Raw genomic sequence first — 12,478 nt, forward strand, 5'->3', positions numbered from 1 at the left:
GCGCTACTCGTTCTCGTCGTGCTCCTCGTATGCGATGGCGACCGGGCCGCCCCATGAGGAGTAGCCCGACGCGTGCTTATCCCCGCGAGCGAGCGCGTGCCAGACCCAGCCGCGCGCGTCGTCCATGGACATCGCCTCGCCGTCGTACTCGTCGCCGTCGGGGTAGACGGTCAACTGACCTGTGAACTCAATGACTGCCCGCTTCACGCTGCCTCCCGGATGACGACCACGGCCTCTCCTGGAGCGAGACTCTCCACGAGATCGCCCAACTGCTCCCAGACGCTCACCATGTCGGCGTCGGAGACGGATACGTCAGCCCCGCCCCGCTGAAGCGACCCGGCGTTGACCTCCAGACGACCGACGGCGCGCGCCACCTTCCACGCGTCGAACGTGCTCACGCTGCCTCCCGAAGCTCTTGGTCGATGTCGGACCAGCGGTCGAAGGATTCGTCTTGGAGCGCTTCCTCCATGATCTTCAGCCGGTTCACGAGCCGCACGTCCGTCGCCAGGTCCCGCACGACGTAGCCGTCCGCAACACCCTTCATCCGACGCTTCACCACGGCGCACCCGAACGGCATGCCGGCGTGAATCGCCTCCCGGTTCGCCTGCGCGATGTAGTCGGAGAGAGTGATCGACTTCTCCGCCTTCGCCTCCAAGGCATGGAGGTAGTAGCCGTCGATATCCCCTATATCTTTCGCGCCCATCTGAACGTTGCGCCGGGCGCCGGGGTTGTGGTGCTCGCGGAGGAAGGCGACGATGGCGGACTCCCACGCGGTGCCCTTGGCCTTCGAGGGGTTACTCATCGTCCTCCCCTGCCGGCCGTGATACCCACACCTTGTATCCGTAGTAGTCCTCGTCGACGTCTTCGAGGCTCGTCTCCACGACCTCATGTGCCGTGCCGCCGATCTGAAGGACGTCACCCGGAACGCTGCGGAGCCAGTAGGTACCGACCGAATCCGAAAGATCAGCCCTTGCCTCCAAGCCGTGCCCGACGGGCACCCACCCGCCACCCGGGCGGACCTGCGACCCGACGTTGGTGCGCACCTGCCTGGCCCGTTCGTCGTACTCGCGCTCTACCCGGCGCCGGACGGCCGCCTCCATCTCCGCAACGATGTACGCCTCTCGGTACGCCTTGTCGCGGTAGCGGGAGTAGATGTCCCACACTTCCGGGGAAATCTCGTACTCCTCGCCGTCTTCGACTGTGATCACTCGGCACCGCCCATCAGGCTCCGGTGGAAAGCCTCCGCAATCTGCGGGTAGTGGCTCTCCCCTGTCTCCTCGTCGTGCTCCAGCGCCTTGTGGTGGTCGTAGTCGTGGTGCGCCATGAAGTCCCGGAGGGCCTCCTCCACATCCGCCACGGTGGGCGGCGTGACGCCCACGTGAGCGGGAACGGTGCCGTCCGCCTTCCGGAGGACGAGGACGTTTGAACCGACTTCGCTGCGTCGTTGCGCGCGGTCCCAGTTGGAGCGGGTGACCTCCATCATCGCGCGGCCCGACGGTGCGAGGTAGACAACGCCCAGCTTGAAGAAGCTGGTTGACGAGGCCGCGGACAGTACGTAGTCCCCCTCGTCGATCTCGACTCCGAACGAGTCTTTCACCCCTCTACCCTCCAAGGAAGATCCTCCAGCGGCGTCCCGCGCTCGACGCGGAACAAGAGCTGCCAGCCGTCGGCCGTACGCTCGTAAATCTCTCCGCCCCGGGCGCCGTTGACGTGCCGTCCTAGGTCGGAATCCCAGTACCCGCCGGAGTACGAGACGGCGGACTTCGCCCGTCCCAGGCCGGCGTGATACTTAACCTCAGGCGTACGGGCGGGGATGATCGTGGCGTACGGCGCGGGATTGAGCTTCGCGCGGTAGGGGGCGCATCGATCGGACATGGTGCGGTCCGTCATCAGATCTCCTCCCACACTGTCGTTGCCCGTTCGACGTACTGTCGGACGCTGCGGTGTGTCCCCCAGAGCGATTCACGGCGCTGCCGGGCGAACTGACCACGCGCGGCACCCTCAGTGGTGTAGGGCCCGCGGAACCGTCGCGCCATGACCCACTCGTCCAGGAATTCAGGAACGTCCGGGTTGTCTCGCCAGTGGTGCTCAGGGTTGCGCCGGGGTTGCTCGAACTCCAGGACTGCGCGGAAGGTCTCCGCGGCGTCGCCCATGTGTCGTGCCATCAGGAACCCTCCCGCAGCTTCCGAGCGACGTCCTCCAGGGCTTCGGCCAGGAGGAGGCGGACGTCGGAGGTATCCGAAGCGGTCACCGGACCAAACTCACGCTCAATCTCGGCTCGGGTACGATCCGCCAGGCCCGGTGACGAATAGGACTCGTCATAGGCATTCCACGTCCACACGTCGCCGTCGCTGTCGACCAGCGTTGCAGGGTTAGACACTTGCGATCTCCTCTCTCCTCATCACGTACACGCCTGCGCCCCGCGCCAGCGCCACGCCGGCTGCCTCCCAGAGCTTCGGGAAGTCCTTCCGTGACGTCGCGGCGGGGCGGATGTAAATGTCGTCTCCTGGACCGGCTGCGCGGACGTCGCCCAGTGCCGGGGACATCGCGTCGTCGATGACGAGGGTGGTCACTCGTCCTCCCCGCGGGTCAGGGTCCGGCCCTCGTTCTCGGCCACCCACTTGAAGAACTCGTCCACGGCGTCCTGATCCCGGAACTTCGCCAGAGTGTGGAAGACGGGACCGTTCATGGTGCACAGCCACTTGCCTTTGCGACCGGGCACGGAGCTGACGACGAGCCGGCGACCGGGGAGTCCCTCGCGTCGGTCGGCGCTCACTGTGTGACCTTCGTCAGGGGGCCGAACGCGTCGATTACACGCTTCAGGTTGTAGTGGGTCTCGAAGTCCGCGCGGTTCCGGAATCTGCCGCGGGGAACTTCGTCCTCGTCCAGGTGCGACGGCGAGAACGCCCAGCTATCGCCGTCGCGGTCGGTGTAGGACGCCGTCAGGTCATAGGTGATGCCGCCGTAGTCGTAGGTGTCGGCCTTCGGCGTCGCCGGACGCTGGAGCGCCCGCATGATGCTGACCATCGTCCGCGTACCGTCGGCCTCTTCGACGACCTCCCGCAGCTCGTCCGCCTCGTCCTCCGTGAGCTTCAGGACGACGAGCGTCTCCGCCACCGTGCGCGTCGTGGTCTCGTACTCTGCGGTTGCCATGGGGTCTCCTCCATCGGGCCTGGCTTCTACGCACTCAGCCCCCGGGCCACGTGGGCGCCGGGGGCGGAGGGTGTTACGTCAGACCTTCGTCAACGGGCCGTACTCTCTGACGGCACTCTCCAGGGTGTCGGTCAAAGATGACGGCTGGTGTCCGTTGCAGCCTCCGCGCACGGACGACCCAAACCGCCTGAACGTCCACGGTTCGTTGTCGCGGTCGGTGTACGTCGCGTTCAGGTCGTACACCACGCCGTCATACTCGTAGGTGTCCGCGGCCGGCTCGTCGACGAGCTCGACCTCCGCGACGTAAACGCTGTCACTGTCGTCCAGCTCCACGCGGAAGGGGTGGCAGTCATCGTCTTCAGCACGCCAGTCAAGACCGACGTGGGTGACTCGCCCCAGCTTGCCGTGGGTTCTGCTCGCGTAGGTCGCACGCACGATTCGTACCCGGTCGCCGACCTTGATTTCGCGCATTTCCACCTTGCGGAGACTGTTCTCCGTCGGCGTCATGTGCGTGCCGTTGGGCTGCTCCACGACCCAGATGGGCTCGTCGTGGTACTCCGACTTGAACGGGCCGGCGACGAGCTTCCCGCCTCCGCCGTACTCATAGGCCACCCGGTCGCCGACGGCGAACTTCGGCGCCAGGTCGCTAACCTTGTACGCCCGGTCCTCGTCGCCATCCTGCTTCACTACATAGAGCTTGTACGTGTCGAAAGTGCTGTTCACCGGGCCGTAGGTGATGACGCCGTCGCCCCCGCTGAGGACCCGCACCCGGTCGCCTACCTTGAACTCCGTCACTTGCTCTCCTCCTGCATGCCGATGACGACGACGTGCTCCGCGGACACCTTTTGAACCGCCAATGTCTTGCGTGCAATAAAACCGCTGTCCCGCCCCGTCGGCCGGACCTTCAGCATCGGGACGACGCGCCCGGTGCTCTTGTCGCTCAGCGTCTCCAGGACGACGGCCTCCGAGTTACGGACAACGTTCCCCTGACGCGTCGGGTAGGCGATCAGTGCGCCGGGGCGGATCTCCGCGCCCGTGAAATCGGACAGTCGGGACTTAGCCATCTCAGCTCTCCTCCGTGAATGCTTCGTGGTCCATGAGCCACTTGAATGCGTGGTACGCCTGTTGTGGGACCACGCCGTTACCGATGCGGCCCAACTGCTCTTTGTGCGTCAGCCCCGGCACGTCGGTGACCCAGCCGGGCTCCAGCCCCATCAGCCATTCCGCAAACTTCGGCGCGAGCTTCAGCCCACCTCGCGGGCCGCGGACGATCGGCACTGGTGCGGCCGTTCCGCGGATGCATTCCCATCGATAGACGGCCGGAGCGAACTCGCCCCACCACTCGGCCGGCGAGTGCGGACCGTCGTCGGGAAGCTCGTCGTCCGGGTCGACGTTCAGAAGGAAGCAGACCTCGTCCTCCAGCGTCGGCCCATGGCCGCCAGCCTTGCGCTTGTCGGGGTGCTGCGCCGATCCGTTGTTGGCCAAGTTCGCCGTCGGTGTCTTGAAGAGCTTCTCTGCCTTCTCCCGCGGGAAGAGGCGACATACGGCCGTTACGAGGTCGTCACCGCCCGACCCCTTGCGCTCACGCTTCGCGTAGTCCGGTCCGCGGTAGGCGTCAGCTACCGTCGGTGTCGGAAGGTGTGGCAACGCAGAACCAGCGGTCGCGATGATGCGGAGCCCCGATGTCGGAAGCTCGTAGAGTCGTCCACCGCGCGTCATACCCGATGTCGTGAAGCGATGTGAGCACTGCGCCTTGTCCCCGATTTCGGAGTGCTCCGACGTTCTCCAGGAAGACGTGTCGCGGTCGAAGAACCCGTATGGCGTCGGCGATGTTGAACCAGATTCCGGAGCGCTCACCCTTGATTCCCTCCCGCTTCCCTGCGTTGCTGATGTCCTGGCAGGGGAATCCCGCCGTGATTGTGTCGATGCCCTCTTTCAGGAGCGCGCCCCACGTCTGGTACCGAACGTCGCCGATATTGGGGGCATCCGGGAATCGGTGCGCCATGACTGTGCACGCCGCTCCGTGAACTTCGGCCACCACGGTGACCTTGTCGCCCGTCAGGGCTTCAACCGCAAGTCCCAGTCCGCCGTATCCGGCGCAGAGCTCCAGAATCGGCATGGAGTCACCCCGCGTTGAAAGACTTGAGGACGACACGGTCCGTGCCGCTGTCGGCCACCCGCTCAACCGTCAGGTTTGAGCCGTCCCGCTCGAAGCCCCGGAAGTCCGGCTCCCAAAAGAATTCATCAGGCTCGTCGCCGTAGCGGTCCTCTTCACCGTTCGTCGCGATCTTCAGGGCCGTCGCTTCGTCGCCCGCGCGGACAACAATCGCGTCGTACTCGTCGTAGTTGGTGCGGTCCATACGGGACACCAGGAACAGCGCCATGTGCTCTCTCCTCGTCTGTGTGCGTAGACTCGTAAGTGACGCCCGCCCCTCCCGACCGCAATTCGGGAGGAGCGGGCGCGTGCACTACGTGGGTCAGGCAGCGTCGGCGAGCGGCTGCGCCGCCTCGTAGGCTCCGAGAACCTTTATGACCGGCTTGTTGTACGAGACGTCGCGGCCGGCCTTCGTGGTGTACGAGACGTTCTCGATCGCCAGTGTTGCGCGGACCGGACCGTCGTACTGGTCGACGTCCTCCAGGACCGTGTGGAGCACCTTCACGAGCTCCCACGAGCCACTGTTGAAGCGGAAGAGGCCGAGCTCCGGCGCCTCCGCCAGCTTGAACACGACGTCGATGCTGGGCTTCGGGCCGCGACCGGCCTTCGCCTTGTCCTTCCGCTCCTGGAGGAGCGCAGGGCAGCCGCACCGCTCTCCCTTGTCCTCCTCAGGGGAGAGGAATTCGACGCCGTCGCAGTGGTGGACGAGGCCCGACATACCGAAGAGCTTCATGGAGGCATCGATCTTGTCGGACGACTCGATGATGATCTCCACCGCCGGGGCGTCGGTGAGCACCTCAAGGTTGTCTTCCTTGTCGGTGTCCCACTCCTCAGCCTCACCGCCCATCAGGCGGGTGATCTCCTCGGCCACCACGGGATCACCCGTGGTGACGCGCCAGGCGTTGAGGCTCTCCGGCTGCTTCCCGACGAGCCGGCCGGACCGGAAGCGGCCTACGAAGTCCTCCGAGAACTTCCGCTCCCGCGGCTTGCTGTCAGGGTCGGTGTCCCAGATGCGCGAGATGTTGTTCGCCATGTGCGTGAGTGCCTCTCGTTTGTGTGTCGGACGATCGCGTCGTCCTGTGCTGCCTTAGTTATGGGGCGCTGGAGGGAGTTTGTTACGCGGGACTTTCAGCTCGTCTCGTGAGACAGGCGCCACACGGTCCCGCCCTCGCCGTCAGGGCCCGTCTCCTGAAGGCGAGGTCCGCTAATCGATTGGCGGATCTCCTGGAGCTCACGGGCATGCGCCTGACGCAGGTAGTCCAGCGCCTCCATGCCGAGGTTCGCTTCGTCCGCGGCACGCCGGCGAGCGGAGAGCCAGGCGGAGCGGTAACGGTCGCGCTGCGCCGTCGTGGCGTTCAGTCGGTGCCCGTTGAACGTGGCCCACTCCTCGAAGTAGGTGCTGTCTGCCTGCGCTTCCTCCGCACGATGCTCCCAGTAGCCGACCAGCGACGTCAGCCGCTCGACTTCCGCCTGGGCCTCCGCCACATCGGCGTGCATGCCGGTACAGAGACCGTCCTTCTCCTCCCCTAGCTCGTCCTCCAACTCGACGAGGCGTTCCGCCAGGTCTCGCGCGCTCCAGCCCTGGTAGTACGTCTCGATGCGCTCGTCCCGGTTGTACTCGTCGGAGCTGTCATAGACCACGCCACATCGATCACTCATTCGCCAGCCTCCACAGGTCCCGGTCCGTCGATGACACACGCTTTTGGTGCAGCAGCTTCCATAGATCCCCCGGTGTGACGTCGCCCGGAAGCCGGCCGTCGTCGAAGAGGTGCACGCCCGCGCGGAGGTAGACCTCGTCGACGAGCTGGGAACAGATCATGTGCCCCGTGTCCGCCACGAAGTCCCGCACCCACCGCGGACGGATCCGGTAGTGAGCGAGCGCAATGGAGGCGTAGTCCAGAAAGCTGTACGGAGTGCCGACGAGGTCTGTCGCTGCCTCCATTACCGACTGCCGCTCGTCGATGGTCAGCGGGATCTTCCCCGTCGACCACGCAACGGGGTCGCTCGCGTCTTCCAGCGGAATCATCTCCGCCCCGCCGGGCATGGCCTGAACGATGTAGCCGCCTCCGACGTACACGAACGCATGTTGCACCGGCGCAGCGTCGCCCACGAGCGCCTGACCGGCGGCGACGAACTCGCCTGTGATGCCGCCGATTTTGGTCAGGGCGAAGTCGCCCGGGAGTGGCTCGGTCATGAGCTCTCCTCGTCCGTGTGTGTCTCGTGGAGCGCCTGCGAGAGGATCCGACCCCACATCCTTCGGTACTGCTCTCGTCGGGCGCCGTGCGGCGCCATGGCGGCGCTGAACGCTTCCTCGGACGTGACCGTCGAACGGAAGATGCGCTCCAGCCGGAGCCGTTGGGCATACCGCTGGTACATCCGCAGCTTCTCCCGCGCTTGGACGAGCTCCCACTCTCGTCGCTCGTCATATTCGACGTGCCACAGCGACCGACCAGTCGGACCGGGAAACGTCTCGCAGCGTTTACAAGACGCCGCTCGTCCGTGCCACGGCGTCTCGCGGAACTCCTCGCGAGGCTTCCGGCGCCGGCACAGACCGACACACAGGAGGTGCGTGCGATCGTCCTCGCGGTATGACGCCAGGTAGGTGCCGAAGGTGGTCAACGTCGGACGCCCTTCGGGTCGTGGTCTCCGGTGTAGTCATGAGCGCTCTTGCGAATCGGGCGTGCCGCCTCTTCCTGTCGCCAGAGCTCCACAGCGCGAATACACGCCGCGACGATCGCGTCCAATCCACTGGGGAAGCCCGACGGATAGACAACGGTGCGCCCCAGCTCTTCCGAACCGACGAATCTGTTACGCCGTCGGACACTGACGAAGAGCCCTTCGGTGATGTACGACGGGCGCACCCTGTAGAACATTCCGTCCGGCAGCTCCGGGGCGCCGGCTGCGACAAGCTCAGCCATGCTCATTCGCCAGCCCTCCTAACGAATCGGACGAGCTGACCAAGGATGTAGAACGGCGCCACAAACGGACCCATGAGTACCGTCACGCACGCCAGCGCGTTTGGCGCCTCGTACTCGTCGAAGTCGGTCGGCCCCCACCGCGCGTAGGCGACGCCCACAGCCAGGTAGGTAACGACTGCCAGGATTCCGAGCGTCACGGCTGCACCTCCGTCAGGTCTACGCGCAGCTCGTCGGCCGCGTCCCAGTCGTTGAGCTCGCCGAAGTCCCGTACGAGCCCCAGCGCGCGGCGGACGAGCTCCAGCTCCGCGCGGGTGAACTCCACGGTGACGGTGCTCGGGGTCTTAATCTTGGCCATCAGTCCTCCATCTCCAGCGCCTCGCGCAACTGACTCGACTTCCGCTCCAGGACGGACCGCAGCTCCGACCGGATGTCCTCAGCCACACCGGAGTGCTCGTAGGGCGTGTACACCTCGTCCGCGAGCTCCGTCAGGACGATGGCCAGTTCGGCGCGGATTGCCTTCGACGTGACGAGGTCGCAGTAGGGGTTCACCTCAGTCAGTCGGTCGTAGTAGTCGAACTCCCACGAAGGCTTTGTGTCGCCGGCGTGCACAGCGTCCCGCCCACGTACACAGCGGTAGGTGTCCCGGCCAACGCGCTCCCAGACCACGCCGTCGGCGTCGCGGTAGTGCTTCTCCATCAGTCCTCGTCCTCCAGCTCCAGGAACCTCGCCACTTGCAGAACGTCGTAGACGCTGAACTTCTCGCCCCACTCCAGGCCCCTCACGAGCGCGTGTGCTGCGCGAAAGAGGTCGGACCGAGTGAGAAGGTGCTCGTTCACCTCCGCACCCTCTGAAAGGGCTCCAGGGTCGATGGTGGCCATCACTCCTCCCCCCGGTCGAGCTCGTACGTCAGCGTGATCTCTTCGCCTGGCTCCCAACGGCTGAGCGCGCGGAGCAACCAGTCCAGGAGCCGTCCCTCGTCAGCGATGTCTGCGCCGCTCCGCAACACGGAGGCGCCAACACCCGCGCGCGGAGGCAGTAGCCCGCCCATGTGAAGTGCCCGGACCCTCATGTCGTCACCTCCGGGTCGATCAGGTTGGCGGAGCCCCTCGCGGCGCCGCGCTCCAGCGGCATAAGCGTCCGTGCTCCGCGCTCCCAATCGCGGATCCTCTCCGCGGCTTCGTGCTCCACGGCCGCGCGGTACTCGTTGAGCGCGTCGTAGAGATCGCCGTCGTCGTTGTCTTCGGAGCGAGCCACGTCGAAGACCGTCAGCCACGCCGCCTCCGTCTTGCCAATGGCGCGCACCACGCCGGCGCCGTAGCCGGGGCAGTCGGCCGGCGCGTGACCGGACCGCATCGTCTTGCAGCGCTCCGGCGGATGCTGCATGCACGCGGGGTCCACAGCGTCACGGTCGACCATGCCGCACGGCGCCAGTGGGCACGGGCAGGAGGCTTCGAGGTGTCCCCCGCCGTCCCAGGAGCGGCTGATGTGGTGGCCCATTAGTCCTCCTCGTCGTCGGGGTCGTACTCAACGTCCGGATCGATCATGAAAGAGGCGTCGAGGATGCCGTCCCCGTAGCCGCCGAGCTCGCACTCCGGGTGACTGCGGATCTTCTGTGCCAAACGTCGTGCATGCTCCGTCTGAATCTCTACGAGAGCGGCGCTGCAAAGCTCCAGATGCTCGTCAGATCCGTTGGCATTGACGAGCTGTGCCCACGCGCTCATGCGGCAACCTCCGGAGCCTTGTAGCGGTACGGATTGGTTCGCACCCAGATACCTCCGTGCCCGACAGCCTCGAAGCACACGCGGTCGTTGACCCGGTGCGTTGCGTCGGGGCGCGTCAGCCACGTGCGTAGTCCCGCCATGTCTCGCTGGTAGATGTCGACGATGTGCTGCCGGTCCGGGATGATCCGGATCGTCGCTTCGCGGATGGCCTCTTCGACGAGCCGCTCCGCCTCCGCCCAGTGGGTTTCAGGGCGGCCCTGCCGATTGGCGGACATCAGGCTCGCAAGCGTTGTAATGAGTGCGCCACGGGCGTTCACTTCGTCACCTCCGGGTCAATGAGGTCGGCCGCCTGTCCCTGGCCCGTGCCGACGTAGTACGGGTCACCGAAGTCGGCGGCTCGGATCCGCTCCGCCAGCTCGTGAGCGTGCTCCCGAAGAAGCGCGTCGATAAGCTCGATCGCCTCCTCCGCGTCGCTCTCGGCGCAAGTGCACTGGCCGCAGCGCTCATTACAGATGGAGTAGTTCAGGCCGGCGATGTAGACAGCCAGGTCGTCTCGCGCGTTCACGCCGCCTCCTGCCCGTCGCGGTAGCCGTCCTGGTACGCCTCGTCGAAAGCGTCACTCTCGGCGTACTCAGCCATCTCGTCGAAGAGCGCGTCCAGGTCGTCTTGGTTCATGACGACGGTGGAGATCGTCTCCCCGCGGGCGTTCTTCGTCTCAAGGTCGTACTCGATGCCGCGCCGGCGGATGGTGACGCTGGAGCCGTCGGCCGTGTGGATGGTGCTGTGCGAGCGCTTCATGCTTCTGTCTCCTCGTTCTCCGCCGCCAGGCGGGCTGTCTCCTCGATGAACTCGATTGCTTCCGCGGCGCTGACCTTCGCCTCCCGCGCGCCGGCCCACGGAGGGCCGAGGGACGTCCAGTAGGAAGCGCGAGCCGCGGACGTAGCGCTGATCTTGAGAATCCGGTAGTCGCTGTACGTCGGCGCGGCCCACCACGCGGCGGGGATGTTGCCGGGTGTGCGACGGATGACGTCGACAGCAGGCGCGAACACCCCGCGGGCGGTCTGCCTCCAGCCGTGCTCCTTCAGCGCGTCGACAACGTCCGCCAGCGCGGGACCCTTCGGCTTCGCCATGAGCTCTCCTCTCTCCTACGCCGAAAGCCCCCGGCGCCGAAGCAACCGGGGGCTAGGTAGTGCGTTTATGGCTGGAGGTCCGCTAATCGATTAGCGGTCGTAGGGGCACGAAGACTGGCGGTAGATATCCAGCTCCTCGATGAAGCTGGGGAAGTCGGCCCAAGAGCCGTACTTAAAGGTCACCACACCGGCCGCCGTCCTGATCTTGGCCTCCATGACGAAGTCATCGTCACGAGTCCAGCTCGACCAGCAACCGCACTCCCACCCGGCGTCCGCAGTCTCCACAGACAGCAGCGACGCAGGGCCGTGCACCTCCACGTCAAAGGAAGTGTTGTCGCTGCGCTCCGCCCACCACTCCCACTGGCTCCGCTCTAGCCATTGGCTGATCAGCCATGAATTGACGAGCTCATTTACGTCGATGGTGCTCATGAGTTCTCCTCCTCAGTGCGGCTGCGGACAGGCGGAACGGTGGCAGCCGTGCGTCCAGCACCAGTCGGGAGAGCGCTGCGGATCGTCGGTCATCGCTTGCCCACCTTCGTCGGAGCCTTGAACGCAGGGGCCTTCGGCGTAGACGGCTTCTTCGGCTTCGCCTTCGGAGCGTCGATATCGATCTCGACACCCGTCGGCTGCGCCGCCTCATCCCCCACACAGCCAGCTACGAGGAACAGGGCCGCAACAAGCGCGGTCATCAGGAAGAGGAACGTAAAGAACTTCATGCTGCGGCCTCCCACTTCCCTGCGTCGTTGGCGTCGAGCGTGACCTTGAAGACGGAGCGGGTCTGCGTGTGATAGACGCAGATGCCTTCGGGGTTCATGAAGCCGGGGGCAGCGACGGATCCGCAGTCCTTCAGGTGGAGGAGAGCGTTCTCGATGGCCGACTCACTGAACGTGCCCTCGTACAGCACCGGAACGGCGCCGATCTGATCGGCGAGCGGCGACAGGCCGGCACGCGTCGACATTGAGTCAAGCCCGTCGTCCCCCGTCTTGAACCAGCGTTCCGTGTTGAAGACGCTGAACCTCTTCATCTCCAGCCCGTAGCGCCGCTGAATCCCCTGCCCCCACCACTCGCCGAAGTGGAGGCCCTCGCCCAGGATCCGGACGAGCTCCTCAGCGTTGTCGTAGACCCAACGGGCAAAGCCGTAGTTGTCGCTTTCCGGGGTGATGATGCGCTTCCGGGACTGTGCGCTGACGACGTAACGGATGCCGTCGACGACCATCGACGTCCAGTGCCCCGGCCATACGGTGATCACGCCAGGCTCGTCGTCGGGCACGGCCGTGATGTGGATCCCGGCGTTCGTACCGTCGAGCTTCTCCGTGATGACGATGTCCCGGAACAGGCGCGCGGTCTTCGGCCAGGGCGTGAACTCGTGGTGCATGCTCTCTCCTCTGTACGTCGAAGCGG

General features: G+C 65.6%; 34 protein-coding genes. All 34 read right to left on the reverse strand.

Annotation, left to right across the window (positions count from 1 at the left end; translation table 11 throughout):
• Positions 1-3: 3 nt before the first annotated feature.
• Positions 4-174 carry a hypothetical protein gene (locus ACWDX6_RS23940; RefSeq protein WP_451486934.1) on the reverse strand — a complete coding sequence of 57 codons (171 nt, stop codon included), beginning with the start codon at positions 172-174 and terminating at the stop codon, positions 4-6.
• Positions 175-203: 29 nt separating this feature from the next.
• Positions 204-398 carry a hypothetical protein gene (locus tag ACWDX6_RS23945; RefSeq protein ID WP_451486935.1) on the reverse strand — a complete coding sequence of 65 codons (195 nt, stop codon included), beginning with the start codon at positions 396-398 and terminating at the stop codon, positions 204-206.
• Positions 395-802: a hypothetical protein gene (locus ACWDX6_RS23950; RefSeq protein ID WP_451486936.1), complete on the reverse strand. Its 408-nt coding sequence runs from the start codon at positions 800-802 to the stop codon at positions 395-397. The genes ACWDX6_RS23945 and ACWDX6_RS23950 overlap by 4 nt, the downstream gene beginning before the upstream one ends.
• Positions 795-1,208 (reverse strand): hypothetical protein, encoded by a 414-nt coding sequence (locus ACWDX6_RS23955; protein WP_451486937.1) that lies wholly within the window; start codon positions 1,206-1,208, stop codon positions 795-797. The genes ACWDX6_RS23950 and ACWDX6_RS23955 overlap by 8 nt, the downstream gene beginning before the upstream one ends.
• Entirely contained in the window at positions 1,205-1,597 is a 393-nt protein-coding gene (locus ACWDX6_RS23960; protein WP_451486938.1) for a hypothetical protein, read from the reverse strand. The genes ACWDX6_RS23955 and ACWDX6_RS23960 overlap by 4 nt, the downstream gene beginning before the upstream one ends.
• The gene (locus tag ACWDX6_RS23965) at positions 1,594-1,890 is read right to left on the reverse strand and encodes a hypothetical protein (protein ID WP_451486939.1); all 297 of its coding nucleotides are present in this window, start codon (positions 1,888-1,890) and stop codon (positions 1,594-1,596) included. The genes ACWDX6_RS23960 and ACWDX6_RS23965 overlap by 4 nt, the downstream gene beginning before the upstream one ends.
• Complete coding sequence (locus ACWDX6_RS23970) at positions 1,890-2,165, reverse strand: hypothetical protein (protein WP_451486940.1); 276 nt, start codon at positions 2,163-2,165, stop codon at positions 1,890-1,892. Before ACWDX6_RS23970 ends, ACWDX6_RS23965 begins: the two co-directional genes overlap by 1 nt.
• Positions 2,165-2,380, reverse strand: a complete 216-nt coding sequence (locus ACWDX6_RS23975) for a hypothetical protein (RefSeq protein ID WP_451486941.1) — start codon at positions 2,378-2,380, stop codon at positions 2,165-2,167. Before ACWDX6_RS23975 ends, ACWDX6_RS23970 begins: the two co-directional genes overlap by 1 nt.
• Entirely contained in the window at positions 2,373-2,573 is a 201-nt protein-coding gene (locus ACWDX6_RS23980; RefSeq protein WP_451486942.1) for a hypothetical protein, read from the reverse strand. The genes ACWDX6_RS23975 and ACWDX6_RS23980 overlap by 8 nt, the downstream gene beginning before the upstream one ends.
• The gene (locus tag ACWDX6_RS23985; protein ID WP_451486943.1) at positions 2,570-2,776 is read right to left on the reverse strand and encodes a hypothetical protein; all 207 of its coding nucleotides are present in this window, start codon (positions 2,774-2,776) and stop codon (positions 2,570-2,572) included. Before ACWDX6_RS23985 ends, ACWDX6_RS23980 begins: the two co-directional genes overlap by 4 nt.
• Positions 2,773-3,153: a phiSA1p31-related protein gene (locus ACWDX6_RS23990; protein ID WP_451486944.1), complete on the reverse strand. Its 381-nt coding sequence runs from the start codon at positions 3,151-3,153 to the stop codon at positions 2,773-2,775. The genes ACWDX6_RS23985 and ACWDX6_RS23990 overlap by 4 nt, the downstream gene beginning before the upstream one ends.
• Before the next feature lie 78 nt (positions 3,154-3,231).
• Positions 3,232-3,948, reverse strand: coding sequence for a phiSA1p31-related protein (locus tag ACWDX6_RS23995; protein WP_451486945.1), 717 nt, complete (start codon positions 3,946-3,948; stop codon positions 3,232-3,234).
• Complete coding sequence (locus ACWDX6_RS24000; protein WP_451486946.1) at positions 3,945-4,217, reverse strand: hypothetical protein; 273 nt, start codon at positions 4,215-4,217, stop codon at positions 3,945-3,947. Before ACWDX6_RS24000 ends, ACWDX6_RS23995 begins: the two co-directional genes overlap by 4 nt.
• Position 4,218: 1 nt before the next feature.
• Positions 4,219-4,638 (reverse strand): DNA (cytosine-5-)-methyltransferase, encoded by a 420-nt coding sequence (locus tag ACWDX6_RS24005; RefSeq protein ID WP_451486947.1) that lies wholly within the window; start codon positions 4,636-4,638, stop codon positions 4,219-4,221.
• A gap of 130 nt (positions 4,639-4,768) precedes the next feature.
• Positions 4,769-5,272 carry a DNA cytosine methyltransferase gene (locus ACWDX6_RS24010; protein WP_451486948.1) on the reverse strand — a complete coding sequence of 168 codons (504 nt, stop codon included), beginning with the start codon at positions 5,270-5,272 and terminating at the stop codon, positions 4,769-4,771.
• Positions 5,273-5,276: 4 nt separating this feature from the next.
• Positions 5,277-5,537, reverse strand: a complete 261-nt coding sequence (locus tag ACWDX6_RS24015) for a hypothetical protein (protein ID WP_451486949.1) — start codon at positions 5,535-5,537, stop codon at positions 5,277-5,279.
• Positions 5,538-5,630: 93 nt separating this feature from the next.
• Positions 5,631-6,341, reverse strand: a complete 711-nt coding sequence (locus ACWDX6_RS24020) for a recombination directionality factor (RefSeq protein ID WP_451486950.1) — start codon at positions 6,339-6,341, stop codon at positions 5,631-5,633.
• Between the two features lie 95 nt (positions 6,342-6,436).
• Positions 6,437-6,949, reverse strand: coding sequence for a hypothetical protein (locus ACWDX6_RS24025; RefSeq protein ID WP_451486951.1), 513 nt, complete (start codon positions 6,947-6,949; stop codon positions 6,437-6,439).
• A 10-nt stretch (positions 6,950-6,959) separates the two neighbouring features.
• Entirely contained in the window at positions 6,960-7,502 is a 543-nt protein-coding gene (locus tag ACWDX6_RS24030; protein WP_451486952.1) for a hypothetical protein, read from the reverse strand.
• On the reverse strand, positions 7,499-7,927 hold the full coding sequence (locus ACWDX6_RS24035; RefSeq protein ID WP_451486953.1) for a hypothetical protein: 429 nt from the start codon (positions 7,925-7,927) through the stop codon (positions 7,499-7,501). The genes ACWDX6_RS24030 and ACWDX6_RS24035 overlap by 4 nt, the downstream gene beginning before the upstream one ends.
• The gene (locus ACWDX6_RS24040; RefSeq protein ID WP_451486954.1) at positions 7,924-8,232 is read right to left on the reverse strand and encodes a hypothetical protein; all 309 of its coding nucleotides are present in this window, start codon (positions 8,230-8,232) and stop codon (positions 7,924-7,926) included. The genes ACWDX6_RS24035 and ACWDX6_RS24040 overlap by 4 nt, the downstream gene beginning before the upstream one ends.
• Positions 8,229-8,423 carry a hypothetical protein gene (locus ACWDX6_RS24045; RefSeq protein WP_451486955.1) on the reverse strand — a complete coding sequence of 65 codons (195 nt, stop codon included), beginning with the start codon at positions 8,421-8,423 and terminating at the stop codon, positions 8,229-8,231. Before ACWDX6_RS24045 ends, ACWDX6_RS24040 begins: the two co-directional genes overlap by 4 nt.
• A complete protein-coding gene (locus tag ACWDX6_RS24050; protein ID WP_451486956.1) occupies positions 8,420-8,581 on the reverse strand; it encodes a hypothetical protein in 162 nt (53 codons plus the stop codon). The genes ACWDX6_RS24045 and ACWDX6_RS24050 overlap by 4 nt, the downstream gene beginning before the upstream one ends.
• Entirely contained in the window at positions 8,581-8,922 is a 342-nt protein-coding gene (locus ACWDX6_RS24055) for a hypothetical protein (RefSeq protein ID WP_451486957.1), read from the reverse strand. Before ACWDX6_RS24055 ends, ACWDX6_RS24050 begins: the two co-directional genes overlap by 1 nt.
• Positions 8,922-9,104 carry a hypothetical protein gene (locus ACWDX6_RS24060; protein ID WP_451486958.1) on the reverse strand — a complete coding sequence of 61 codons (183 nt, stop codon included), beginning with the start codon at positions 9,102-9,104 and terminating at the stop codon, positions 8,922-8,924. The genes ACWDX6_RS24055 and ACWDX6_RS24060 overlap by 1 nt, the downstream gene beginning before the upstream one ends.
• 187 nt (positions 9,105-9,291) lie before the next feature.
• Positions 9,292-9,723, reverse strand: a complete 432-nt coding sequence (locus ACWDX6_RS24065; protein WP_451486959.1) for a hypothetical protein — start codon at positions 9,721-9,723, stop codon at positions 9,292-9,294.
• Positions 9,723-9,947: a hypothetical protein gene (locus tag ACWDX6_RS24070; RefSeq protein ID WP_451486960.1), complete on the reverse strand. Its 225-nt coding sequence runs from the start codon at positions 9,945-9,947 to the stop codon at positions 9,723-9,725. Before ACWDX6_RS24070 ends, ACWDX6_RS24065 begins: the two co-directional genes overlap by 1 nt.
• Entirely contained in the window at positions 9,944-10,264 is a 321-nt protein-coding gene (locus ACWDX6_RS24075) for a hypothetical protein (protein ID WP_451486961.1), read from the reverse strand. The genes ACWDX6_RS24070 and ACWDX6_RS24075 overlap by 4 nt, the downstream gene beginning before the upstream one ends.
• Complete coding sequence (locus ACWDX6_RS24080) at positions 10,261-10,512, reverse strand: hypothetical protein (RefSeq protein ID WP_451486962.1); 252 nt, start codon at positions 10,510-10,512, stop codon at positions 10,261-10,263. Before ACWDX6_RS24080 ends, ACWDX6_RS24075 begins: the two co-directional genes overlap by 4 nt.
• Positions 10,509-10,745: a hypothetical protein gene (locus ACWDX6_RS24085; RefSeq protein WP_451486963.1), complete on the reverse strand. Its 237-nt coding sequence runs from the start codon at positions 10,743-10,745 to the stop codon at positions 10,509-10,511. Before ACWDX6_RS24085 ends, ACWDX6_RS24080 begins: the two co-directional genes overlap by 4 nt.
• Positions 10,742-11,077, reverse strand: coding sequence for a hypothetical protein (locus ACWDX6_RS24090; RefSeq protein ID WP_451486964.1), 336 nt, complete (start codon positions 11,075-11,077; stop codon positions 10,742-10,744). The genes ACWDX6_RS24085 and ACWDX6_RS24090 overlap by 4 nt, the downstream gene beginning before the upstream one ends.
• Positions 11,078-11,167: 90 nt before the next feature.
• A complete protein-coding gene (locus tag ACWDX6_RS24095; RefSeq protein ID WP_451486965.1) occupies positions 11,168-11,506 on the reverse strand; it encodes a hypothetical protein in 339 nt (112 codons plus the stop codon).
• An 89-nt stretch (positions 11,507-11,595) separates the two neighbouring features.
• Entirely contained in the window at positions 11,596-11,793 is a 198-nt protein-coding gene (locus ACWDX6_RS24100; RefSeq protein WP_451486966.1) for a hypothetical protein, read from the reverse strand.
• Positions 11,790-12,452, reverse strand: a complete 663-nt coding sequence (locus tag ACWDX6_RS24105; protein ID WP_451486967.1) for an RNA ligase family protein — start codon at positions 12,450-12,452, stop codon at positions 11,790-11,792. The genes ACWDX6_RS24100 and ACWDX6_RS24105 overlap by 4 nt, the downstream gene beginning before the upstream one ends.
• Positions 12,453-12,478 lie beyond the last annotated feature (26 nt).

The organism is Streptomyces sp. NPDC003027 (assembly GCF_053591435.1).

Bases quoted from the DNA above. Each gene is read 5' to 3' on its own strand.
- ACWDX6_RS23950 (WP_451486936.1), bottom strand. From the start codon at position 802: ATGAGTAACCCCTCGAAGGCCAAGGGCACCGCGTGGGAGTCCGCCATC.
- ACWDX6_RS23965 (WP_451486939.1), bottom strand. From the start codon at position 1,890: ATGACGGACCGCACCATGTCCGATCGATGCGCCCCCTACCGCGCGAAG.
- ACWDX6_RS23970 (WP_451486940.1), bottom strand. From the start codon at position 2,165: ATGGCACGACACATGGGCGACGCCGCGGAGACCTTCCGCGCAGTCCTG.
- ACWDX6_RS23990 (WP_451486944.1), bottom strand. From the start codon at position 3,153: ATGGCAACCGCAGAGTACGAGACCACGACGCGCACGGTGGCGGAGACG.
- ACWDX6_RS24000 (WP_451486946.1), bottom strand. From the start codon at position 4,217: ATGGCTAAGTCCCGACTGTCCGATTTCACGGGCGCGGAGATCCGCCCC.
- ACWDX6_RS24010 (WP_451486948.1), bottom strand. From the start codon at position 5,272: ATGCCGATTCTGGAGCTCTGCGCCGGATACGGCGGACTGGGACTTGCG.
- ACWDX6_RS24015 (WP_451486949.1), bottom strand. From the start codon at position 5,537: ATGGCGCTGTTCCTGGTGTCCCGTATGGACCGCACCAACTACGACGAG.
- ACWDX6_RS24020 (WP_451486950.1), bottom strand. From the start codon at position 6,341: ATGGCGAACAACATCTCGCGCATCTGGGACACCGACCCTGACAGCAAG.
- ACWDX6_RS24030 (WP_451486952.1), bottom strand. From the start codon at position 7,502: ATGACCGAGCCACTCCCGGGCGACTTCGCCCTGACCAAAATCGGCGGC.
- ACWDX6_RS24040 (WP_451486954.1), bottom strand. From the start codon at position 8,232: ATGAGCATGGCTGAGCTTGTCGCAGCCGGCGCCCCGGAGCTGCCGGAC.
- ACWDX6_RS24050 (WP_451486956.1), bottom strand. From the start codon at position 8,581: ATGGCCAAGATTAAGACCCCGAGCACCGTCACCGTGGAGTTCACCCGC.
- ACWDX6_RS24055 (WP_451486957.1), bottom strand. From the start codon at position 8,922: ATGGAGAAGCACTACCGCGACGCCGACGGCGTGGTCTGGGAGCGCGTT.
- ACWDX6_RS24060 (WP_451486958.1), bottom strand. From the start codon at position 9,104: ATGGCCACCATCGACCCTGGAGCCCTTTCAGAGGGTGCGGAGGTGAAC.
- ACWDX6_RS24065 (WP_451486959.1), bottom strand. From the start codon at position 9,723: ATGGGCCACCACATCAGCCGCTCCTGGGACGGCGGGGGACACCTCGAA.
- ACWDX6_RS24070 (WP_451486960.1), bottom strand. From the start codon at position 9,947: ATGAGCGCGTGGGCACAGCTCGTCAATGCCAACGGATCTGACGAGCAT.
- ACWDX6_RS24085 (WP_451486963.1), bottom strand. From the start codon at position 10,745: ATGAAGCGCTCGCACAGCACCATCCACACGGCCGACGGCTCCAGCGTC.
- ACWDX6_RS24090 (WP_451486964.1), bottom strand. From the start codon at position 11,077: ATGGCGAAGCCGAAGGGTCCCGCGCTGGCGGACGTTGTCGACGCGCTG.
- ACWDX6_RS24095 (WP_451486965.1), bottom strand. From the start codon at position 11,506: ATGAGCACCATCGACGTAAATGAGCTCGTCAATTCATGGCTGATCAGC.
- ACWDX6_RS24100 (WP_451486966.1), bottom strand. From the start codon at position 11,793: ATGAAGTTCTTTACGTTCCTCTTCCTGATGACCGCGCTTGTTGCGGCC.
- ACWDX6_RS24105 (WP_451486967.1), bottom strand. From the start codon at position 12,452: ATGCACCACGAGTTCACGCCCTGGCCGAAGACCGCGCGCCTGTTCCGG.